The organism is Stenotrophomonas maltophilia (assembly GCF_002799245.1).
GTDB classification, from domain to species: domain Bacteria; phylum Pseudomonadota; class Gammaproteobacteria; order Xanthomonadales; family Xanthomonadaceae; genus Stenotrophomonas; species Stenotrophomonas maltophilia_S.
The window spans coordinates 495,229-514,916 of the sequence record NZ_NEQV01000004.1 but is presented as its reverse complement, the minus strand read 5'-3'; the positions used below and the strand labels follow the sequence as shown (position 1 = coordinate 514,916).

Here is a 19,688-nt window from a genome sequence, read left to right as displayed (position 1 = left end):
GTCGCGGGTATCTGCGCTAAAATGGGCGATTCCGCCGCTCATTCTCACAGCAGGCCTCGTGAAAAATCTCCTCCGCGCCCTGATCAGCCAAGGCATCGAAGCCTTGCGCGCCAATGGCACCCTGCCCGCCGACTCCCTGCCGCCGGACTTCGTGGTCGAGCGCCCGAAGACCCGTGACCACGGCGACTTCGCCACCAACGCCGCGATGCTGCTGGCCAAGGCCGCGCGCAGCAATCCGCGCGCACTGGCACAGGCGCTGGTCGAGGCGCTGCCGCGCAGCGAGGACGTCAGCAAGGTCGAGATCGCCGGCCCCGGCTTCATCAACTTCCACCTGGCTCCGGCCGCGTACCAGCGCGAAACCGCCTCGGTCATCAAGGAAGCCCACGACTACGGCCGCAACCTGTCCGGCAATGGCCGCACGGTGGGCGTGGAGTACGTGTCGGCCAACCCGACCGGCCCGCTGCATGTCGGCCATGGCCGCGCGGCGGCCATCGGCGACTGCGTGGCCCGCGTGCTCGATGCCAACGGCTGGAACGCCAAGCGCGAGTTCTACTACAACGACGCCGGCGTGCAGATCGAGAACCTGGCGCTGTCGGTGCAGGCCCGCGTGAAGGGCATTGCGCCGGATCAGGACGGCTGGCCGGAAGGCGGCTACCGCGGCGAGTACATCGCCGACGTCGCCCGCGCCTACATGGCCGGCGCCAGCGTCGACCTGGAAGGCACCCTGGTGGTCGGCGCCAAGGACGCGGACGACATGCAGGCGATCCGCCGTTTCGCGGTGGCTTACCTGCGCAACGAGCAGAACCTGGACCTGGCCGCGTTCGGCGTCGACTTCGACATCTACTTCCTGGAAAGCTCGCTGTACGCCGATGGCAAGGTCGCCGAGGCCGTGGCCAAGCTGCAGGCCTCGGGTCACACCTACGAGGAAGGCGGCGCACTGTGGCTGCGCAGCACCGACTTCGGTGACGACAAGGACCGCGTGATGCGCAAGTCCGACGGCACCTTCACCTACTTCGTGCCGGATGTGGCCTACCACCTGTCCAAGTGGCAGCGCGGCTATGAGCGCGCGATCACCGAACTGGGCGCCGACCACCATGGCTCGCTGGCGCGCGTGCGCGCCGGCCTGCAGGCGATGGAAGTGGGCATCCCGCAGGGCTGGCCGGAATACGTGCTGCACCAGATGGTCACGGTCATGCGTGGCGGCGAGGAAGTGAAGCTGTCCAAGCGTGCCGGCAGTTACTTCACCCTGCGCGACCTGATCGAAGAGGCCGGCCGCGATGCGACCCGCTGGTTCCTGATCGCGCGCAAGCCCGATTCGCAGCTGACCTTCGACATCGACCTGGCCCGCCAGCAGAGCAACGACAATCCGGTGTTCTACGTGCAGTACGCGCACGCCCGCGTCTGCAGCCTGCTGCGCCAGGCCCAGGAAAAGGGCCTGGTGTACGAGCAGGGCAATGGCCTGGCCAATCTCGGCCGCCTGGCCGACGATGCCTCGCTGGCGCTGATGAACGAGATCTCGCGGTATCCGGAAGTAGTGGAAGCGGCCGGCGTGGCGCTGGAGCCGCACCTGGTGGCGCAGTACCTGCGTGAATTGGCGCATGCCTTCCACACGTGGTATCACGGGACGCCGGTGCTGGTGGACGACGCCACCGATCGCAACGCCAAGCTGACCCTGGCCTGCGCGGCGCGCCAGGTGCTGGCCAACGGCCTCGAACTCCTGGGCGTGAGTGCCCCGGAAAAAATGTAAGCATCAGGAGACGCAGTACTCATGGCAGCACGACGCGGCAAAACCCAGGCACGACGCAACAGCAGCAGCCAGGGCACACCCGGATGGGTGTGGCTGGTGGCCGGTGTGGCGATCGCCGCCGTGGTGTTCCTGGCGGCGCCGAACCTGTTCAAGGGCGAAGGCGACGGCTTCCTGCGCGCCGGTCCGCAACCGAACCCGAACGCGCAGCCGGCCCCGGTCGCTGATGCCGACAGCGATGTCGGCAGCCAGCCGGCCGCGCAGCCGGCCACGCCGAAGCCGGCCGAACCAGAGAAGCCCGCCGCGACGCAGTACGACTTCTACACCCTGCTGCCGGGCAAGGAAGTGGAAATGTCCGACGCTGAACTGGCCGCCAGCGCGCGCGCCGAGGACCAGCGCCGGGCCAAGGCCGAAGCGTCACGCGCGCAGGCCGCGCTGGAGGGCAAGCCGGTACCGCCGGCGAGCACGGCCACGCCGGCACCGGCTGCAACGGCCAGCGTCGCAAGCACCGCACCGGTAACCGCAACCAACCGTCCGCTGCCGGCACCGCTGAGCGAGCGCCCGGCCGCGGCATCCGCGTCGGCCAGCACCGCCCCTGCGTCGACCAGCACGGCGGCCGCCACCCCGGCGACGCGCGCGGAAACCGCGCCCGTCGCATCTGCGACGCCGGCCGCCGCCGCTGCACCGGCAGCTGCCGACAACGCCCGCTACATCCTGCAGGCAGGTGCCTTCGGTGCTTCCGGCGACGCCGAAGCCACCAAGGCCAAGCTGGCCATGATGGGCCTGGCGGCACGCGTGGAGTCGGCGCAGATCAACGGCAAGACCGTGTATCGCGTGCGCATGGGGCCGTATGGCAGCGCCGGCGAACTGTCCGAAGCCAAACAGAAGCTGGATGGCACTGGCCTGCAGGCAATGGCGATCAAGGCACAATGAACCATTGAAAAAGCCGGGCACTGCCCGGCTTTTTTGTTTCTGTAGAGCCGAGCCATGCTCGGCTGAATCCAGACGAAGCCGGGCATGGGCACGGCTCTACAAAGCACACACGACAAACGGCACGGCGCAGGTCAGCCCTCGCGGGCGACCTGGAAACCGGCAAACGACTGGCTGACCGGCATCAGCTCCAGGCGGTTGATGTTCAGGTGCGGCGGCAGCGTGGCCACCCAGAAGATCTGTTCGGCGATGTCCTCGGCGGTCATCGGGTTGGCACCGCTGTACAGCTTGTCCGACGCATTCTGGTCACCGTGGGTGCGGACCACGGTGAATTCGGTCTCGGCCATGCCCGGCTCGATCGTGGTCACGCGCACGCCGGTACCGTGCAGGTCCGAGCGCAGGCCCAATGAGAACTGGCTGACGAAGGCCTTGGTGCCACCGTAGGCATTGCCGCCCGGGTACGGGTAGACACCGGCCACCGACGAAATGTTGATGATCGCGCCCTTGCGCTCTACCAGCTGCGGCAGCAGGCGATGGGTCAGGGTCACCAGCGCGGTGATGTTGGTGTCGATCATCGTGGTCCAGTCCGACAGCTTGGCGCCCTGTGCCGGTGCGGTGCCCTGTGCCAGGCCGGCGTTGTTGACCAGCAGATCGATCTCGCCGAAGGCAGGCGGCAGCGCCAGCAGGGCCGCCTCCATCGCCACCGGATCGCGGATGTCGAAGGCGGCGGCGTGCACCACGTCCTTGCCGTAGCGCTCGACCAACGGCTGCAGGCGTTCGCCGCGGCGGCCGGTAGCGATCACCTTCCAGCCGGCCTGGGCGAAGCGGTGAACGGCGGCGGCGCCGAAGCCGGACGTGGCGCCGGTAATCAGGACAGTGCGGGTCATCAGGCAACTCCAGGGGGAAAAACCAGACCCCCATTCTGGCACCGTCTGACAGCACCCGTGTTGCCGGATCGGCCAGAACCGGGGTCAGGTCCCGTTGCCGGGGGAAGGGATCTGACCCCACCTGTCGGGGTGACCGGTACAATTGGGCCATGATCAACAATGATGTCCTGCGCAGCGTGCGCTACTCCCTGGACCTGGGTGACCAGCACGTGGTCACCCTGTGCCAGATGGCCGATCCGGCCTTCGTCGTGGATACCGAGCAGGTGAAGGCCTGGCTGCGCCGCGAGGACGAAGCCGGTTTCGAGGCGATGAACGACAGCGCGCTGGCCCACTTCCTCGACGGCCTGATCGTGCACCTGCGCGGTCGCGACGAGAGCCAGCCGCAGCGTGCGGTGGAAACCCGCATCGACAACAACCTGGTGCTGAAGAAACTGCGCGTCGCCTTCCAGCTGCGCGACGTCGATCTGATGGAGATCTTCGCCAGCGCCGGTTTCAACGTGTCCAAGTCGGAAGTGGGCGCGCTGTTCCGCCAACCCGGGCACACCAATTACCGGCGTTGCCTGGACCAGATGCTGCGCAATTTCCTCAAGGGCCTGAGCCTGCGCCTGCGCGGCTGAGCACGGCCTCGACGAACGCCCGTGCCGCCGGTGTCGGCAGCCGCTGCCAGACCAGGTGCACGCGCCGGGTCGGGGTTGGCTGCAGGGGAATCTGAACCACGCCCTGGAAGCCTTCGGCGATCAACACCGGCACGATGCCGACCGCCAACCCATGGCGGACAAAGCGCTCGACCAGTTCCATCAGATTGACCTCGAAGCGCACCGTGTGTGGCAGCCCGGCGGCGGCGAAGGCATCGTCGGTCTGCCGGCGCGCACCGGTGCCGCGCGGGAAGTCGACCAGCGCTTCATCCTGCAGTGCGGTCAATGGCAGCCGCTTGCGCCCGGCCAGCCGGTGCGATGGCGCCAGTACCGCCACCAGATCCTCCTCCTGCAGCATCTGGTGGCAGACGCCGTCCAGCGCCGCAGAAGGCGCCAGCCCAACCAGCGCCACATCCAGCGCGCGCGACTGTACCTGCGCGATCAGGTCCTCGCTCTTGTCCACGCGCAACTGGAACTCCACCTGCGGGTGCACCTGCTGGAAAGCCGCCAGCATCGCCACGACGTCGATGCCGGTCAGCGAAGAAATCTGCCCGATGGCCAGCAGCCCACGCACCTCGCCACTGACGGCGGCCACGTCGGCGCGAAGATGGCGCAGGCTGGCCAGCACCTGGCGTGCGTGTACCAGCAACGCCTCGCCGGCGGCGGTCGCCCGCACCTGGCGCGGCAGGCGCTCGAACAGCGTGGCGCCCAGCTCCTGTTCAAGATGGGCGATCTGGTGACTGAGCGCGGACTGCACCACGTGGCAGCGCTCGGCGGCACGGGTGAAATTGCCCTCTTCGGCCAGCGCCACGGCGAACTCGAGCTGTTTGAGGTTCATCCAACTATCTTGTTTTCAGATGGCATGGATGATGATGATTCATTTCCATCATGACTGCAGCAGGCGGACACTGTGCACCCCGCTTCCTGGAACACCGCGTGAGCCCGTCCCTCCCCCCTCTGCACCGCTGGCAGGTGCTGCTGATGTCGATCGCTACCGGCGTGGCCGTGGCCAGCAACTACTATGCGCAACCGCTGCTGCATACCATCGCCGACGCCTTCGGCGTGCCATTCGGCCAGGTCGGCATGGTGGTCACTGCCGCGCAGCTGAGCTATGCCGCCGGGCTGATCCTGCTGGTGCCACTGGGTGACCTGTTCGAGCGCCGCCGCCTGATCGTGGTGATGAGCCTGCTGTCGGCGGGCGGCCTGGTGATCAGTGCCTGCGCACCGTCGCTGACCTGGTTGCTGGTGGGCACCGCCATCACCGGCCTGTTCTCGGTGGTGGCCCAGGTGCTGGTGCCGTTCGCCGCCACGCTGGCCGCGCCGGAACATCGTGGCCGCGTGGTCGGCACATTGATGAGTGGCCTGCTGCTGGGCATCCTGCTGGCGCGCACCGTGGCCGGCCTGCTTTCCAGCCTGGGCGACTGGCGCCTGGTGTACGCGATCGCTGCTGGCACCCTGGTGCTGACCGCACTGGCATTGCAGCGCGGCCTGCCGCGATTCCACCACAGCGCCGGTCTCGGCTATTTCGCATTGCTGCGCTCGATCGGCGTGCTGTTCGTGCAGGAACCGGTGCTGCGCCAGCGCACGCTGCTGGGCGCGTGCAGCTTTGCCATGTTCGCGATCTTCTGGACCCCGCTCGCGTTCCTGCTGGCACAGCCGCCTTATGCCTACAGCGACGCCACCATCGGCCTGTTCGGCCTGGTCGGCGCGGCCGGCACGCTGGCCGCCGGTCTGGCCGGCCGCATGTCCGACCGTGGCCAGACCGGCCGTGCCACTGCCATCGCGCTGGTGCTGTTGCTGCTCTCGTGGCTCCCGCTGGGGCTGTCGACGCACTCCTTGCTGGCGCTGCTGGTCGGCGTGGTGGTGCTGGACCTGGCCGCGCAGCTGCTGCACGTCAGCAACCAGAACCTGATCTATGCGCTGCAGCCTGCAGCACGCAACCGCCTCAATGCCGGCTACATGACCGGTTACTTCATCGGCGGCTCGCTGGGTTCGCTGCTGTCTGCACAGGTCTACCAGCGCTACGGCTGGACCGGTGTCTGCGTGGCCGGTACCACGGTGGCCCTGCTGGCCCTGCTGCTGTGGCTGCCCGGCGCGCTGCGCGCACGCCAGGCCCCGGCTGCCAACTAGAAGCTGCCCTGCAGCGCCAGTTCCCACCGCCCACCGGCATTGCCCGGGAACAGGCGCTTGGCCGCGGTGTCGGTGTCGTGCACGGTGGCGCGCAGCTCCCATGCCGGGGCCAGCGTGGCAATGGCACTGAGCTGGCCATGCAGGTAGTCCGGGCCCTGCGCGGTGGCCAGCCAGCACTGGCCCACCGCTGCTTCCAGGCGGAAGCGCGGGTGCAGCGGCACACGCACGCCCAGCTGCGCATAGGTGCCACGATGGCCGCCGGCCAGTGCATCGTTGGAATGGGCGACCTGCAGCCAGGCGCGCTGCTTCCAGGTCAGCGTGGTGTTGAGCTCGGTCCAGTCCAGCGCACGGCCGGTGCCCGGATACACGTAACGGGTCAGGTTCGCGTCCAGCGCCCAGTCCGGTGCCAGTGCGCCAGACCAGCCCGCCACCAGGTCGAACTCACTGCGCGCGCCATTGTCCGGTTTGAACGAGACGTTCGATCCCCAGACGCTGGCGTACCAGCCCGACGGGATCGAGATCTTCGCGCCAGCCTGCACTGCCGGGTCACCGTCGCTCTGCGAGCTGCCGCGCCATACGTAGTCGCTGGTCAGTGCAGCACTGCCACTGACCTGTACCTGTGCCTGCGCACTGCCCATGCCAAGCAGCCCCGCCAGGGCGGCCACCGCTGCCGCCATCATCCCCTCGCTGTTCACTGCACTGTGTTCCTCGTCGAAAGCGGTCGCGCCGCCGGGACGGCAGTGTCGAGCGCGTGCCCGTAACGGATCGAGGGTGCTGCGCGGCCTGCGGCGCAAATTCAGCGTAAATCCCGTGGATGGAGGCCATGCGTCGGCGGCGCGGTATCATGGCGCCTTGTTTCCAGGAACCAACCGCGTGGACGCCATCCTGACCCCGGTATCGATCGGCGAGCTGATCGACAAGATCACCATTCTCGAGATCAAGGCCGAGCGCATCGACGATGCCGCCAAGCTGGCCAACGTGCGCACCGAGCTGGACGGCCTGCTGCCCTTGCTGCAGCAGCAGCTGCAGGCACAGCCGGCATTGGCCGCGCTGAAGCAGCAGTTGAAGGCGATCAATGAGCGCATGTGGGACATCCAGGACCAGCTGCGCGACAAGGAAGCGGCCCAGGTGTTCGACGATGCGTTCATCCAGCTGGCACGCGGCGTCTACGGCACCAACGGCGAGCGCGTGCAGGTGAAGAACGAGATCAACCGCGTGGCCGGTTCGGCGCTGGTGGAAGAGAAGCAGTACCAGGGCGAGTAAGACCGCTCATCCGCATTCCAGCAGGTGGCGCAAACGCAACAGGCCCGGCAGATGCCGGGCCTGTTGAAGCATCTCCAGCGCGGAATCGCGCCGGGATGGCAATTACCAGCTGAAGCGCGGGCCGACGGTGTATTCCTTGTCGCCGTGACGGTTCATCTTCAGCTCGCCATTCAGGCCCCAGTTCTGGTTCAGCTTGACCTGACCACCCAGGCGGCCGTACCACTGGCCATCCGGATTGACGCCGTGCTTCTTGGCGTAATCTTCGTAGCCGACCAGGCCGTAGACCTCGGCGTGGGCACCGAAGGCGGTGCGGATACCGGCTTCAGCGCTGTAGCCGTTGAAGTCCAGGCCGTGCTTCTGGTCGAGCTTCTGGTAGGCAACGCGGGCAACGAAGTCGGTGCTCGGGGCGATTTCAACGTTGTAGCCGGCACCGATCTTCCACTGGTCCAGCTTGATGTTGGTGTGGTCGAATTCCTGGCGGCTGTACTCACCGAAAGCGTGGAAGTTCGGCAGGAAGCCGTACGAACCCTTCACGCCCCAACCGTCGGACTTGAACGCGTCGTTGTCGGTCTTGGCGTAGTTGGCTTCGGCGTAGTTGTAGGACAGGTTCTCAGCAGCCGAGGCGGTGAACGGCAGGGCAGCGGCCAGGGCCAGAGCAATCAGCGAATTCTTCATGGGGGTACACCTTTACTTTCTTATGGTGTGCAGCAGCGCCAGGGCGCCATCGCATCGGGAATGTAAATTCTCCGTTATTCGCCACAACGCTCCCTGAAAACAGCGGTCTTCGCATTGCTGAATTTTTTGCCTTGATTCAGGCGGCGTCTGGCATACGCGCGCGGCGCGCGTGCATTTGCAACAGGTGGTTGCCTTGCACGTGCCTGCCCCACTGCGGTTCCCGTTCCGCAACGACGCCACCTGCACGCTCCGCATGTGGGACTTCTTCGTGCGTCACCAGGCCGGCGGGGGCCGCCGGATACAGTGCTGGCGCCACTCCCTGCTGGCCCGGGCTGAACAGGCGCACGCAGGATGTCGATCCCCGACGCGCTGGTTCGTCGGGTACTTGAAGGCCGTGCATGCGGCACGGTCCATCCGGAGGCAGGCAATGAGCTACATCGATGGTTTCGTCCTGGCGGTGCCCACCGCCAACAAGGAGAAGTTCCTCGCCCACGCTCGCACAGGTGATCCCGTCTTCATCGAGTACGGCGCGCTGCGCGTGGTCGAGTGCTGGGGTGATGACGTACCGCACGGCAAGAGCACCGACTTCTTCGGCGCGGTGAAAGCCACACCGGATGAAACGGTGGTGTTTTCCTGGATCGAATGGCCGGACAAACCGACCCGCGACGCCGGCATGAAGAAGATGATGGAAGACCCGCGGTTTGATCCAACGAAGAATCCGATGCCGTTCGACGGCGCGCGGATGATCTACGGCGGCTTCGTGCCCATCTACGAGCTGACGCGCTGAACGCGGCGGACGTGCTCAGCGCGCGTCCGTTTCATCGCTGGCAGCAGCATGGCCGGCGCCCAGTGCGGCGCCGGCGCCAAGGCCCATGCCGCCCATGCCGGCCCCCATTCCGCCACCACCACCTCCCCCCGCGCGACCGCCCTTGGCATCGCCATCGTTACGGCCCTTGCCACCACCACTGGCACCCGGCCGGGTCGGCCCCTGCGGCGGAATCTGCAGGCCGGCCGGAATCGGGGCCAGATCCAGCGCTTCGCGCACGAAGTCGCGCAGCGAGATCACCAGTTCGTGGATGTGTACCGGTCGCCCCTGTGCCAGTTCATTGGCGGCACGCGCGGCCAGCCGCACCTGCTCGTCGGTACCCAGCAGCAGGATGTCCGACAGCGCCGCTTCGACCGCATCGCGGATGCGCCGTGCTCGGTCCGAGCGCGGCTCGGCGATGCCTTCGGCATCTTCACGCTGGCGCAGGTCGCGACGATGGCTGGGATCCACGCCCAGCTCGCCGGTGAACGAACCGCCCAGGGTCTTGTAGGCGGCCATCAGCGTGCGCAGCCGTTCGTTGATCTGCCGGTTCTCGCGCTCACGGCGCTGCTGCAGGGTCTGCATCACCAGCAGGCGGATGCCCACGCCCAGCAGGGTGATCAGAACCAGGCCGGCCAACGTGGACAGCACGCCCTGCCAGGAACTGAAGTCGATACCGCGCATGGTCGGGGCTCCGGCGGGAAGAACCTGCATCTTGCCCCAGACCGCACCCCAGAAACGCGAAAGGCCCCACCACCCGGAAGGTGGCAGGGCCTTCGGTCACGGCGCGATTACTTGCGCTTGGCGACCTTGCGCACGGCCTTGGCCGGGGCCTTCTTGGCGACAGCCTTCTTGGCCGGAGCCTTCTTGGCAGCGACCTTCTTCAGCGGTGCAGCCTTCTTGGCGACGACCTTCTTGGTCGCGGCGGCCTTCTTGCCGACAACCTTCTTGGCAGCAGTGGTCTTCCTGGCAACAGCCTTCTTGGCGACGGCAGCCTTCTTGCCGACAACCTTCTTGGCAGCGGTGGTCTTCTTGGTGGCGACCTTCTTGGTGGCGGCAACCTTCTTGCCGACAACCTTCTTCGCAGCCACGGCCTTCTTGCCAGCGACCTTCTTGGCAGCGACGGTCTTCTTGGCCACGGCCTTCTTGGCGGTAGCGACCTTCTTGCCGACCACCTTCTTGGCGGCCGCGGTCTTCTTGGCAACGGTCTTCTTGGCGACGGCAGCCTTCTTGGTGGCGGCCTTCTTCACAGTGGTGACCTTCTTGCCGGCAGCCTTGGTGGCGGCCTTGGTGGTCTTCTTGGCAGCAGCGGCCTTCTTGGTCACAGCCTTGCCTGCAGCTGCCTTCTTCTTGGCCACTTCCTTCTTCAGGGCAGCGGCTTCGGCCTTGGCGTTCTTCTTGGCGGCTTCCAGCTTCTTCTTGGCGTTGGCAACGGTCTTGCCGACCGACTTGGCGGCCTTCTCGGCCTTCTTGGCAACGGTCTTCTCGACCTTGGCCACAGCCTTCTTGGCCTTGGCAACGCGGGTGCCGGCAGCCTTGGTGGCGCGCTTGACGGTCTTCTTGACCGACTTCACGGCGTCTTCGGCGGCGTGGGCGATGGTCTCGCCGACGTTGGTGGCGGTTTCTTTGACGTTCTCGACGGCGTCGGTCACGACCGACACACCATTACCGTTGCTCATGTTGCCCTCCTGGGGGCCTTAAGTATCAAAACGGGGCGATGCTATACCGACATTGACGATCGTGGAACGGGGCACGCGCCAGCAATCGCATCTGATGCGACGCAGATGGTGTACGCAGCGGTACCTGTCATCGCCTGCGGTTTGCAGCAAACCCCTTTTTTTCAGTGCTGCGCCACACGAATCGCGCGCTGCCGGGCGGTCGTCGCGCGCGCATGCACGGATGCACCGTCCGGCGTGCGTTGTGGCGCAGTGCGGCACCGGCTTGCGCGGAACTGCGCAAGTATCCGCCTGTGTCAGCGCGGCACGCATTGGCCTTGAGTGGCGCACGAATCACCAGCCCGGGTGTCGCCACACCCCGGTTTCCGGCCTCCACCGCCCCGTCGATGCACGCCGTTTTCATGGCGCATTTATCCAGATCGCGACACACTCATTCAGCTTGTTTTACCGTAGGGCCGAACCGCCCCCACCCACGCCAGCGAACCGACTCCCATGCGACCGCTTCCCACCCTGCTCACGCTCGCAATCGCCGCCGCCTTCGGTGGCTTCGTTGCCACCGGCATCAATGCCCACCTGGACAACCGTGCCGATGCCGCGCCACTGCCAGCGGTGCTGCCGACCACGGCGGCGTTGCCGGCCTCGGTGGCCGGACAGGCGGTGCCGTCGCTGGCACCGATGCTGGAAAAGGCGATGCCGGCGGTGGTCAGCGTCAACACCAAGCAGGTGGTGCGCGTGCGCAACCCCTTTTTCAACGACCCGTTCTTCCGCCGCCTGTTCCCGGACATCCCGCAGGAGCGCATCAATGAGTCGCTGGGTTCGGGCGTGATCATCGATGCCAGGGAAGGCCTGGTACTGACCAACCACCATGTCATCGAGAACGCCGATGACGTACAGGTGACACTGGCCGACGGGCGCACGGTGAAGGCCGAGTTCCTCGGTTCGGACCGCGATACCGACATCGCGCTGATCCGCATCCCGGCGCAGAACCTGACCGACATCAAGCTGGGCAACAGCGACCAGCTGCGGGTGGGCGACTTCGTGGTGGCCATCGGCAACCCGTTCGGCTTCAGCCAGACGGTCACCTCAGGCATCGTCTCGGCGGTGGGCCGCAGCGGCATCCGTGGCCTGGGCTACCAGAACTTCATCCAGACCGATGCGTCGATCAACCCGGGCAATTCCGGTGGCGCGCTGGTCAACCTGCAGGGCCAGCTGGTCGGCATCAATACCGCCAGCTTCAACCCGCAGGGCAGCATGGCCGGCAACATCGGCCTGGGCCTGGCGATTCCGTCCAACCTGGCGCGCAGCGTGGTCGACCAGCTGGTCAAGCATGGCGTGGTGGTGCGCGGCACGCTGGGCGTGGAGAGCCAGAACCTGACCGCACAGATCGCGCAGGGGCTGGGCCTGGGCGAAACGCGTGGTGCGCTGATCACCCGCGTGCTGGCCGGTTCGGCCGCTGCCGCAGCCGGGCTGAAGCCGGGCGACGTGGTGGTCTCGGCCAATGGCCAACGCGTGGACAGCGCCGAAGCCCTGCACAACGTGGAAGGCCTGGCCGCGGTCGGCAGCCCGCTGACGCTGGAGGTCCGCCGCGAAGGCAAGCCGCTGCAGATCAAGGCAACGCTGAAGGAACAGGCACGCGCGGTCACCGGCGAAAGCCTGGACCCACGGCTGACCGGTGCCACCTTCGTCGACCTGCCCGAGTCGCTGCGGCAGTCGGGCGTGGGCGGCGTACTGGTCAGCGAGGTCAAGCGTGGCAGCCGCGCGGCCAGCAACGGCCTGCAGCAGGGCGACATCATCACCGACGCCACCGTGGGTGAATTCGCCGACCTGGCCAGCTGGCGTGCCAATTTCCAGCAGCGCCCGCCGACCCTGGTGGTACGCGTGCTGCGCAACAACGGCCAGCAGCAGGGCCAGCTCGTGATGCGCTGATCGCCCTGCCGTAACACCCCCTATACCCCGGCAATGCTATTGCTGTCAGTCCAGGTCGGCACCGCCGACACCCGTTCCCCCATCGCAACAGGAGTGATTCGATGAGCCCCACCAATACCGAGAACCTGAAGGAACACCTGGGTGAAGCCGGTTCCCACCTGAAGCAGGCTGCCAGCGCTGCCGGCGGTGCGATCAAGGGCGCAACCGGTGCAGCGAGCGACGAACTGCGCATCGGCAAGGCCAACGTCAAGGCGGAACTGTCTGACAGCGCCCTGTCCGGCCTGGCCGCCGCCGAGTTTGGTGGTGCCGCCGCCAAGGAGCAGGTCGACGCGCTGATGGACAAGGGCAAGGACCTGATCGACAGCGCCGCCGAGTTGATCCGTGAGCGTCCGCTGGCTTCGTTCGGCGTCGCCTTCGCTGCCGGCTGGATCATCGCCAAGCTGGCTCGCGGCAGCAGCGACAAGTAAGCCGCGGCGTGAGCGAAGACAACGCGCAAACGCCTGATCCGGCGGCGACCCCGCCGCTGGATGAGAGCATCCGCCAGGTCGGTGCGGCCGGTCGTGCCGCCGCCGATTCGGCCAAGCACACCGTACGTTCGCTGCGCCGGTTGGCTTCGGCCGACTTCGCGCTGGCACGCAGCGCGTTCGGTCGTGCGCTGGCCTGGGCCGGCGTGGCGATCGTATTCGGTGCGTCGGCCTGGCTGCTGATGGCCGCCACCCTCATCGCCCTGCTGCAGAGCTGGGGCCTGAGCTGGCTGCAGGCCCTGCTGATCACCTCGCTGCTGAGCCTGGCCGTCACCGGCTACGCGATCTGGCGGGTGTCCTACTTCTTCCACCACACCGGCATGCACGCCACCCGGCGCCAGCTGTCACGCCTGGGCCTGTTCGACGAGCCCAGCGAAGACGACCCCGATGCCGGCGTGCAGCTGCCAGAGGGCAAGCCATGAAGTTCGGCGCGCTGCAGCGGCGGGTGAAACGCTGCGAACAGGTGGTGACCGTGCGCCTGGGCGAGACCCAGGACCACTGGTCCACGCTCAGCCAGGTCTGGCGCCAGGGCTGGTCGCCACTGCGCATCGTCGTGGTCGGCCTGGCCGGTGGCTTCATTGCCGGCAAGCTGGAAGTGCCGGGCAAGGTCAACGGTGCACGCTGGCTGCAGATGGTGGGTTCGGTTTCCAACCTGTTCGCCAGCGCGCAGGCGGCGTTCGGCGCAGCGATGGCGGCGCAGGCCGCCGCCTCCGCCGACGACGCGGCCGAGCAAGCCGACGAGGCCGGCGAACAGGCGCAGGCGGCTGCCTCCGCCGCCGACGCACGGCCCGCACCGCGACCGCCACCGGAACCCGAACCGGAAGTGCGCGAACCGCGCCCGGCCGAAGCCGCCACCGAGCTGTCCGAACGTTGATCCACGGAATCCGCCGCGCCGATCGCGGCCGGCGGATAATGCGCTCCCCTTCCCGGTTGGTGCGTCGATGAGCGAGTCCCTCCTGTCCCCGTCACCGGCCGATCCGCAGGCGCCGGAGGCACCGCTGCCGCCACCGTCGCGCCCGCGTGGCCCGATGTCACTGGTGGTACTGGCGACCCTGGCGGTGGGCTACACGCTGTGGGCCGCGCAGGACATCATCCTGCCGGTGCTGCTGGCGATGTTCTTCGCACTGGTCGGCAATCCGATCCTGCGCCTGCTGCAGAAGCTGTGGATTCCGCGCGCCCTGGGCGCCCTGCTGATCCTCGGCGCCGGCCTGGGCGTGACCGGCTCGCTGGCGGTGCAGTTGATCGGCCCGGCGATGGAATGGGCGCAGGAAGCACCGCAGCAGCTGCGCAAGGTCGCCCGCCAGGTGCAGGACCTGACCAAGCCGGTGCAGCAGGCCAACCAGGCGGCGGAGAACTTCGCCCGCGTTGCCGGTGGCGACAGCAACCACAAGGTGCAGGTGATCCGCACCCAGCTCGACGACCCCTACCGCATGCTGACCCGCGCGCCACGGCTGGCCGCATCGGTGCTGGCGGTGGTGCTGCTGACCCTGTTCTTCATGATCTACGGGCAGAGCCTGCAGCGCGCGGCGATCGCGCTGTTCCCGAACCGCCAGCAGCAGCGCTTCACCAGCGACATCCTGCGTTCGATCGAACGCGAGGTCTCGCGCTACGTACTGACCATCAGCGTGATCAACACCCTGGTGGGCCTGGTGTTCGCCGGCATACTGATGCTGCTCGGCATCGGCCTGCAGGAAGCACTGTTGTGGGGCACGGTGGCCGCACTGCTGAACTTCGCCCCCTATGTCGGCCCGCTGATCGGCGTGGCACTGATGCTGCTGATGGGCTTCGTGGAGTTCCGCGACCCGTTGCAGGCCTTGCTGCCGGCGGCCGCCTACCTGGCACTGCACACCCTGGAGGGACAGATGGTGACCCCGATCGTGCTGGGCCGGCGCATGAAGCTGTCGCCACTGGTGCTGATCCTGGCACTGATGGTGTTCGGCTGGGCCTGGGGCATGATCGGCCTGCTGCTGGCGGTGCCACTGCTGGTCTGCATCAAGCTGGTGCTGGCGCGGCTGGACGGCATGCAGGGCTGGGCGCGGTTGCTGGAATGAAAGCCCGCGCGGGCAGGCGTAGAATGGCGGGGTGAATTTCCCCGTCCAAGCCATCACTCTCGACCTTGACGACACGCTGTGGCCGTTCGCTCCGATCGGCGCCCGTATCGACCTGGTCCTGCACGAGTGGATGCGTGAACACAGCCCCGCCACCGCCGCGATGTATCCGGTGGCGGCGATGCGCGAACTGCGCGAGCGCCTGTACCACGCCCATCCGCACCTCCACCACGACCTGAGCGCGCTGCGCCGGCTGACCCTGCACGAAGCGCTGCACGCCAGCGGCGCCAGCCTCGATCTGCTGGAGCCGGCCTACGAGGTGTTCTACGCCGCACGCAACCAGGTCGAGTGCTATCCCGATGCAATCGATGCGTTGGCGCGGATTGCCGCGCGGGTGCCGGTGGCAGCGCTGAGCAATGGCAATGCCGATCTGGAGCGGATCGGCCTGGCCCATCATTTCGCCTTCCAGCTGGGCGCGCGCGAACATGGCGCGGCCAAGCCCGAGGCAAGCATCTTCCACGCCGCCTGCACCCGTCTGGGTGTGGCGCCGGCACAGGTACTGCACGTCGGCGACCACGCCGAGATGGACGTGGCCGGGGCGATCGCCGCCGGCCTGCGCGGGTGCTGGATCAACCGCGAAGCAGCCACCTGGACCCATCCGCAGCTGCAGCCGGACCTGCAGTTCGACACCCTCACCGGCCTGGCCGACTGGTTGGACGCCAACCTCGACGCCGCCGCACCCCGGAGTATCTGACGCATGAGCGAGATCACTGGTTTCACCGCCGACACCGCCGCAGCGCTGCCGCTGTACGTGCTGGACCGCGAACAGTTCGCCGCCTGGAAGGACGGCCAGCCGGCCGCCACCCAGGCCTGGCTGGCGTCGCAGGGCTTCACCGCCGGCGCGCACAGCGTGGCCCTGCTGCCCGGCAGCGATGGCCTGGCCGGTGCGGTGATGGGTGTGGGTGATCGTGGCGATGCCTACAGCTATGCGCATGCCCCGCACGCCCTGCCGGAAGGCAGCGTGTGGCAGCTGGCCAGCGAACTGCCGGCCGCCGAACTGGCGCTGCTGCAGCTGGGCTGGGGCCTGGGCAGCTACCGCTTCGACCGCTACCGCAAGCGCAACCGTGCACCGGCGCAGCTGGTGGCCGCACCGTCTGGCGAGGTGGCCGATCTGATCGCCGCCAGCCTGCGTGTGCGTGACTGGGTCAACACGCCGACCGAAGACATGGGCCCGCAGCAGCTGGAAGACGCCGCCCGCGCCCTGGCCGATGCGCATGGCGCGCAGGTCGAGGCGATCACCGGCGATGAACTGCTGAAGCAGAACTTCCCGGCCATCCACGCCGTGGGCCGCGCGTCGCACCGTGCGCCGCGCCTGGTGGTGCTGCGCTGGGGCAAGGAATCGGATCCGGCACTGGTGCTGGTCGGCAAGGGCGTGTGCTTCGATACCGGCGGCCTGGACATCAAGCCGGCCGACGGCATGCGCAACATGAAGAAGGATATGGGCGGCGCCGCGCACGCACTGGCCCTGGCCGGCCTGGTGATGGCACGCGGGCTGCCGGTACGCCTGACCCTGCTGGTGCCGGCGGTGGAAAACGCGATCGGTCCGGATGCCTTCCGCCCGGGCGAAGTGATCGCCACCCGCAAGGGCCTGAGCGTGGAGATCGACAACACCGATGCCGAAGGCCGCGTGATCCTGTGCGATGCGCTGACCTTCGCCAGTGAGCAGAAGCCCGACCTGGTGCTGGATTTCGCCACTCTCACCGGTGCCGCACGCATCGCGCTGGGCCCGGATCTGCCGGCGCTCTTCAGCAATGACGACAGCGTGGCCCAGCAGTGGCTGCAGGCCGGTGATGCGACCCGCGACCCGGTCTGGCGCATGCCGCTGTGGCGCCCCTACCTGCGTTACCTCAGCAGCGGCATTGCCGACCTGGCCAATGCCGGTTCGCGCATGGCCGGCTCGGTGACTGCCGCGTTGTACCTGGAGCGCTTCCTGGAAGACGGCCAGCGCTGGGCGCATCTTGACGTATATGCCTGGAACGACGGCGAGCGCCCGGGCCGTCCGGCCGGTGGCGAAGCGCTGGCGCTGCGTTCGGCATGGGCAATGCTGAAGGCGCGTTACGCCTGATGGAGGCGCCGGGCATGGCCCGGCGCTGTCCGCCCTGATGGGGCCGGAAAATCTGACGAAAAATTGAATTTCGGCCCCGGCCGGGTTCTGCGAGGATGTGTGGGTCGACCACCCACACGCTCCGTGAAGGCAGGAACCCGACCATGTCGCTCTTCCGCTATACCCGCGCCGGCCAGGCAGCCGGCGCACCGCGCAGGCATTCGCCGCTGCTCTGGATCGCACTGATCGCGATCATCCTCGGCGCCGCCGCGCTGGCCTTCGCCTGGCTGGCCGGCTGGATCGGCAACCGCCTCACCGCGCAGCGCTTCACCGATACCATCGAGGCCACCGGCCCGGCCCATCCCGGGTTCCGCCGTGCGCACAGCAAGGGCATCTGCGTGAGCGGCTGGTTCGAACCCAGCGCGCAGGCCCCTACCCTGTCCAGTGCACGGGTGTTCTCGCAGCGCCGCGTGCCGGTGATGGGCCGCCTGTCGATCGGCGGCGGTGATCCCTACGGCGCCGACAACACCGCACGCGTGCGCAGCCTCGCGGTGCAGATGGTCGGCGATGATGGCCAGGAATGGCGCATGGCGATGAACAGTTTTCCGTTCTTCGCCGTTCCCGATGCCGAGGCGTTCTACGAGCAGACCCGCGCCTCCATTCCCGACCCGGCCACCGGCAAGCCCGACCCGCAGAAGATGGCCGCGGTGCTGGCGAAATACCCCAGTGCGCAGGCGTTCCAGCAGTGGGCCAAGACGGCGCCGTGGACCAGCAGCTGGGCCGACACCACCTTCAACAGCGTCAACAGCTTCTGGTTCACCAACGCGCAGGGCCAGAAGCGCGCGGTGCGCTGGCGCTGGCAGCCGCAGGCGCCGGTGGTGGAGATGGATGCGGAAACGCGCAAGCGGGCCAGCGTCGATTTCCTCAGCCAGGAACTGCAACAGCGCCTGGCCGGTGGTCCGGTGCGCTGGAACCTGGTGGTGACCACCGCCGGGCCCGGCGATGCCATCGATGATCCGTCGGTACCGTGGCCGGAGTCGCGTGACCAGGTGGTCGCCGGCGTACTCAGCCTGGACCGCATGCAGTCGCAGGAACTGGGTGCCTGCGGCCAGATCAACTTCGATCCACTGATCCTGCCCAGCGGCGTGCGCGGCAGCAACGATCCGATCCTGGCGGCGCGCTCGGCGGTGTATTCGCAGTCCTTCAACCGCCGCGAACGCGAGCGCGCCAGCGGCAACGTCGAGCAACCGAAGGAGGCCGCACGATGAGCACCGGCAACGGCCACTTCAACCTGCTGGCGCGGGTGCTGCACTGGTCCATGGCGCTGATGATCATCGCCATGCTGTTCATCGGCGTGACCATGGTCGCCTCGCTGCACCTGCGGCCGATGCTGATCGACCTGCACCGCCCATTGGGTATCGCCATCGGCGTACTGGTGCTGTTGCGCCTGTACAACCGGCTGCGCCATCGCCCACCCCCGCTGCCGGCGGATCTTCCGGTATGGCAGGTGATGGCGGCCAAGGCCTCGCACTGGATGCTGTACGCGCTGATGCTGGCGATGCCGCTGATCGGCTGGGCGATGCTGTCGGCCGGCGGTTACCCGATCGTGCTGTGGGGCGGCCTGCACCTGCCGCCGATCGTGCCGCACACCGCTGCGTTGTATGCCGCGTTGCGCAATGCGCACAGCCTGCTGGCGTATGTGTTGTTCGCCACGGTGCTGATGCATGTGGGTGCTGCGTTGTTCCACCTGTGGGTGCGCCGTGATGGCGTGTTCCAGGCGATGGCGCGCGGGAAGGATTGACTGGGTTTGCTGGGTTTGCTGGGTTTGCTGGGTTTGCTGGGTTTGCTGGGTTTGCTGGGTTTGCTGGGTTTGCCGGGAGTTCCCGGCGGATCGTTTCCGCGACCTCGGAGGGGTGTCACTTTCTTTGCGCGTGCACCACGCTGCAGGAGCAGCGTGGAACGGCGTAGCCGGCCCGTAGGGTGGCGCACATGGATGTGCGCCATCAAGAAAGTAACCAAAGAAACGCTCCGCCGGCCGCGAGCCGACGTGCTTCGCACGCCGGTACCCTGCGCTCCTCGATCCGTCGAGGGACGGCGCGGGAACTCGCTGCGCTCAGACACCCGCGCCTCTTCGCCCTCGCCGGACCTGCGGTGCTCGGCTCGCTCAAGGCGGACTGGAAGGGCAAGATCAACAGCAAGAGCATCCACGCATGGCCTGGATCTACTGGGTGCAGCTGTTGCTCTTGATGTTGGGTCCGCCTTGAGCGAGCCGAGCATCGCAGGGGAATCAGGCGCGCAGAGGCGCCTCGCCTTCTGTAGAGCCGAGCCATGCTCGGCTGCC

21 protein-coding genes are annotated in these 19,688 nt (G+C 67.4%); 15 read left to right on the top strand and 6 right to left on the bottom strand.

Annotation, left to right across the window (positions count from 1 at the left end):
• Positions 1–58 precede the first annotated feature (58 nt).
• Positions 59–1,747: an arginine--tRNA ligase gene (gene argS, locus B9Y64_RS14700; protein WP_100441334.1), complete on the top strand. Its 1,689-nt coding sequence runs from the start codon at positions 59–61 to the stop codon at positions 1,745–1,747.
• A 21-nt stretch (positions 1,748–1,768) separates the two neighbouring features.
• A complete protein-coding gene (locus B9Y64_RS14695) occupies positions 1,769–2,677 on the top strand; it encodes an SPOR domain-containing protein (RefSeq protein ID WP_100441333.1) in 909 nt (302 codons plus the stop codon).
• A gap of 131 nt (positions 2,678–2,808) precedes the next feature.
• Here B9Y64_RS14695 and B9Y64_RS14690 read toward each other — a convergent pair whose 3' ends face one another.
• Positions 2,809–3,561, bottom strand: a complete 753-nt coding sequence (locus tag B9Y64_RS14690) for an SDR family NAD(P)-dependent oxidoreductase (protein ID WP_100441332.1) — start codon at positions 3,559–3,561, stop codon at positions 2,809–2,811.
• A gap of 149 nt (positions 3,562–3,710) precedes the next feature.
• On the opposite strand from B9Y64_RS14690, the gene B9Y64_RS14685 reads away from it, so the two are divergent.
• Positions 3,711–4,178 carry a DUF1456 family protein gene (locus B9Y64_RS14685; RefSeq protein ID WP_100441331.1) on the top strand — a complete coding sequence of 156 codons (468 nt, stop codon included), beginning with the start codon at positions 3,711–3,713 and terminating at the stop codon, positions 4,176–4,178.
• Here the strand turns inward: B9Y64_RS14685 and B9Y64_RS14680 are convergent.
• A complete protein-coding gene (locus B9Y64_RS14680) occupies positions 4,147–5,034 on the bottom strand; it encodes a LysR family transcriptional regulator (protein WP_100441330.1) in 888 nt (295 codons plus the stop codon). The two genes, B9Y64_RS14685 and B9Y64_RS14680, sit on opposite strands and share 32 nt — an antisense overlap.
• A 143-nt stretch (positions 5,035–5,177) precedes the next feature.
• Between B9Y64_RS14680 and B9Y64_RS14675 the strand changes: the two genes are divergently transcribed.
• A complete protein-coding gene (locus tag B9Y64_RS14675) occupies positions 5,178–6,326 on the top strand; it encodes an MFS transporter (RefSeq protein WP_343124715.1) in 1,149 nt (382 codons plus the stop codon).
• Here the strand turns inward: B9Y64_RS14675 and B9Y64_RS14670 are convergent.
• Positions 6,323–7,021 (bottom strand): TorF family putative porin, encoded by a 699-nt coding sequence (locus B9Y64_RS14670; protein ID WP_100441328.1) that lies wholly within the window; start codon positions 7,019–7,021, stop codon positions 6,323–6,325. The genes B9Y64_RS14675 and B9Y64_RS14670 overlap by 4 nt on opposite strands.
• 178 nt (positions 7,022–7,199) lie before the next feature.
• On the opposite strand from B9Y64_RS14670, the gene B9Y64_RS14665 reads away from it, so the two are divergent.
• Positions 7,200–7,589, top strand: coding sequence for a DUF6165 family protein (locus B9Y64_RS14665; RefSeq protein WP_046984111.1), 390 nt, complete (start codon positions 7,200–7,202; stop codon positions 7,587–7,589).
• Between the two features lie 102 nt (positions 7,590–7,691).
• Here the strand turns inward: B9Y64_RS14665 and B9Y64_RS14660 are convergent, their stop codons facing one another.
• Entirely contained in the window at positions 7,692–8,264 is a 573-nt protein-coding gene (locus tag B9Y64_RS14660) for an Ax21 family protein (RefSeq protein WP_100441327.1), read from the bottom strand.
• A gap of 427 nt (positions 8,265–8,691) precedes the next feature.
• Here B9Y64_RS14660 and B9Y64_RS14655 point away from each other — a divergent pair, with 427 nt between their 5' ends.
• A complete protein-coding gene (locus tag B9Y64_RS14655) occupies positions 8,692–9,051 on the top strand; it encodes a DUF1428 domain-containing protein (protein WP_100441326.1) in 360 nt (119 codons plus the stop codon).
• A 15-nt stretch (positions 9,052–9,066) separates the two neighbouring features.
• On the opposite strand, the gene B9Y64_RS14650 is transcribed toward B9Y64_RS14655, so the two are convergent.
• Both B9Y64_RS14650 and B9Y64_RS14645 read right to left on the bottom strand, forming a co-directional pair.
• Positions 9,067–9,753 carry a hypothetical protein gene (locus B9Y64_RS14650; RefSeq protein WP_100441325.1) on the bottom strand — a complete coding sequence of 229 codons (687 nt, stop codon included), beginning with the start codon at positions 9,751–9,753 and terminating at the stop codon, positions 9,067–9,069.
• Positions 9,754–9,860: 107 nt separating this feature from the next.
• A complete protein-coding gene (locus B9Y64_RS14645; protein WP_100441324.1) occupies positions 9,861–10,748 on the bottom strand; it encodes a histone in 888 nt (295 codons plus the stop codon).
• A 489-nt stretch (positions 10,749–11,237) separates the two neighbouring features.
• On the opposite strand from B9Y64_RS14645, the gene B9Y64_RS14640 reads away from it, so the two are divergent.
• From B9Y64_RS14640 to B9Y64_RS14600, 9 genes are all read left to right on the top strand, one after another.
• Positions 11,238–12,671: a Do family serine endopeptidase gene (locus B9Y64_RS14640; protein ID WP_100441323.1), complete on the top strand. Its 1,434-nt coding sequence runs from the start codon at positions 11,238–11,240 to the stop codon at positions 12,669–12,671.
• 101 nt (positions 12,672–12,772) lie between these two features.
• Positions 12,773–13,138, top strand: coding sequence for a hypothetical protein (locus B9Y64_RS14635; RefSeq protein WP_099551487.1), 366 nt, complete (start codon positions 12,773–12,775; stop codon positions 13,136–13,138).
• Between the two features lie 8 nt (positions 13,139–13,146).
• Complete coding sequence (locus tag B9Y64_RS14630) at positions 13,147–13,617, top strand: phage holin family protein (protein ID WP_100441322.1); 471 nt, start codon at positions 13,147–13,149, stop codon at positions 13,615–13,617.
• Entirely contained in the window at positions 13,614–14,069 is a 456-nt protein-coding gene (locus B9Y64_RS14625; RefSeq protein ID WP_100441321.1) for a protein sip-5, read from the top strand. Before B9Y64_RS14630 ends, B9Y64_RS14625 begins: the two co-directional genes overlap by 4 nt.
• A gap of 67 nt (positions 14,070–14,136) precedes the next feature.
• Positions 14,137–15,246 carry an AI-2E family transporter gene (locus B9Y64_RS14620; protein WP_100441320.1) on the top strand — a complete coding sequence of 370 codons (1,110 nt, stop codon included), beginning with the start codon at positions 14,137–14,139 and terminating at the stop codon, positions 15,244–15,246.
• A 31-nt stretch (positions 15,247–15,277) separates the two neighbouring features.
• Positions 15,278–15,997, top strand: a complete 720-nt coding sequence (locus B9Y64_RS14615) for an HAD family hydrolase (RefSeq protein WP_100441319.1) — start codon at positions 15,278–15,280, stop codon at positions 15,995–15,997.
• Positions 15,998–16,000: 3 nt separating this feature from the next.
• A complete protein-coding gene (locus tag B9Y64_RS14610; RefSeq protein WP_100441318.1) occupies positions 16,001–17,368 on the top strand; it encodes a leucyl aminopeptidase family protein in 1,368 nt (455 codons plus the stop codon).
• Between the two features lie 143 nt (positions 17,369–17,511).
• Positions 17,512–18,615 (top strand): catalase family peroxidase, encoded by a 1,104-nt coding sequence (locus B9Y64_RS14605; protein WP_100441317.1) that lies wholly within the window; start codon positions 17,512–17,514, stop codon positions 18,613–18,615.
• Positions 18,612–19,148, top strand: a complete 537-nt coding sequence (locus B9Y64_RS14600; protein ID WP_100441316.1) for a cytochrome b — start codon at positions 18,612–18,614, stop codon at positions 19,146–19,148. Before B9Y64_RS14605 ends, B9Y64_RS14600 begins: the two co-directional genes overlap by 4 nt.
• Positions 19,149–19,688: the final 540 nt, after the last annotated feature.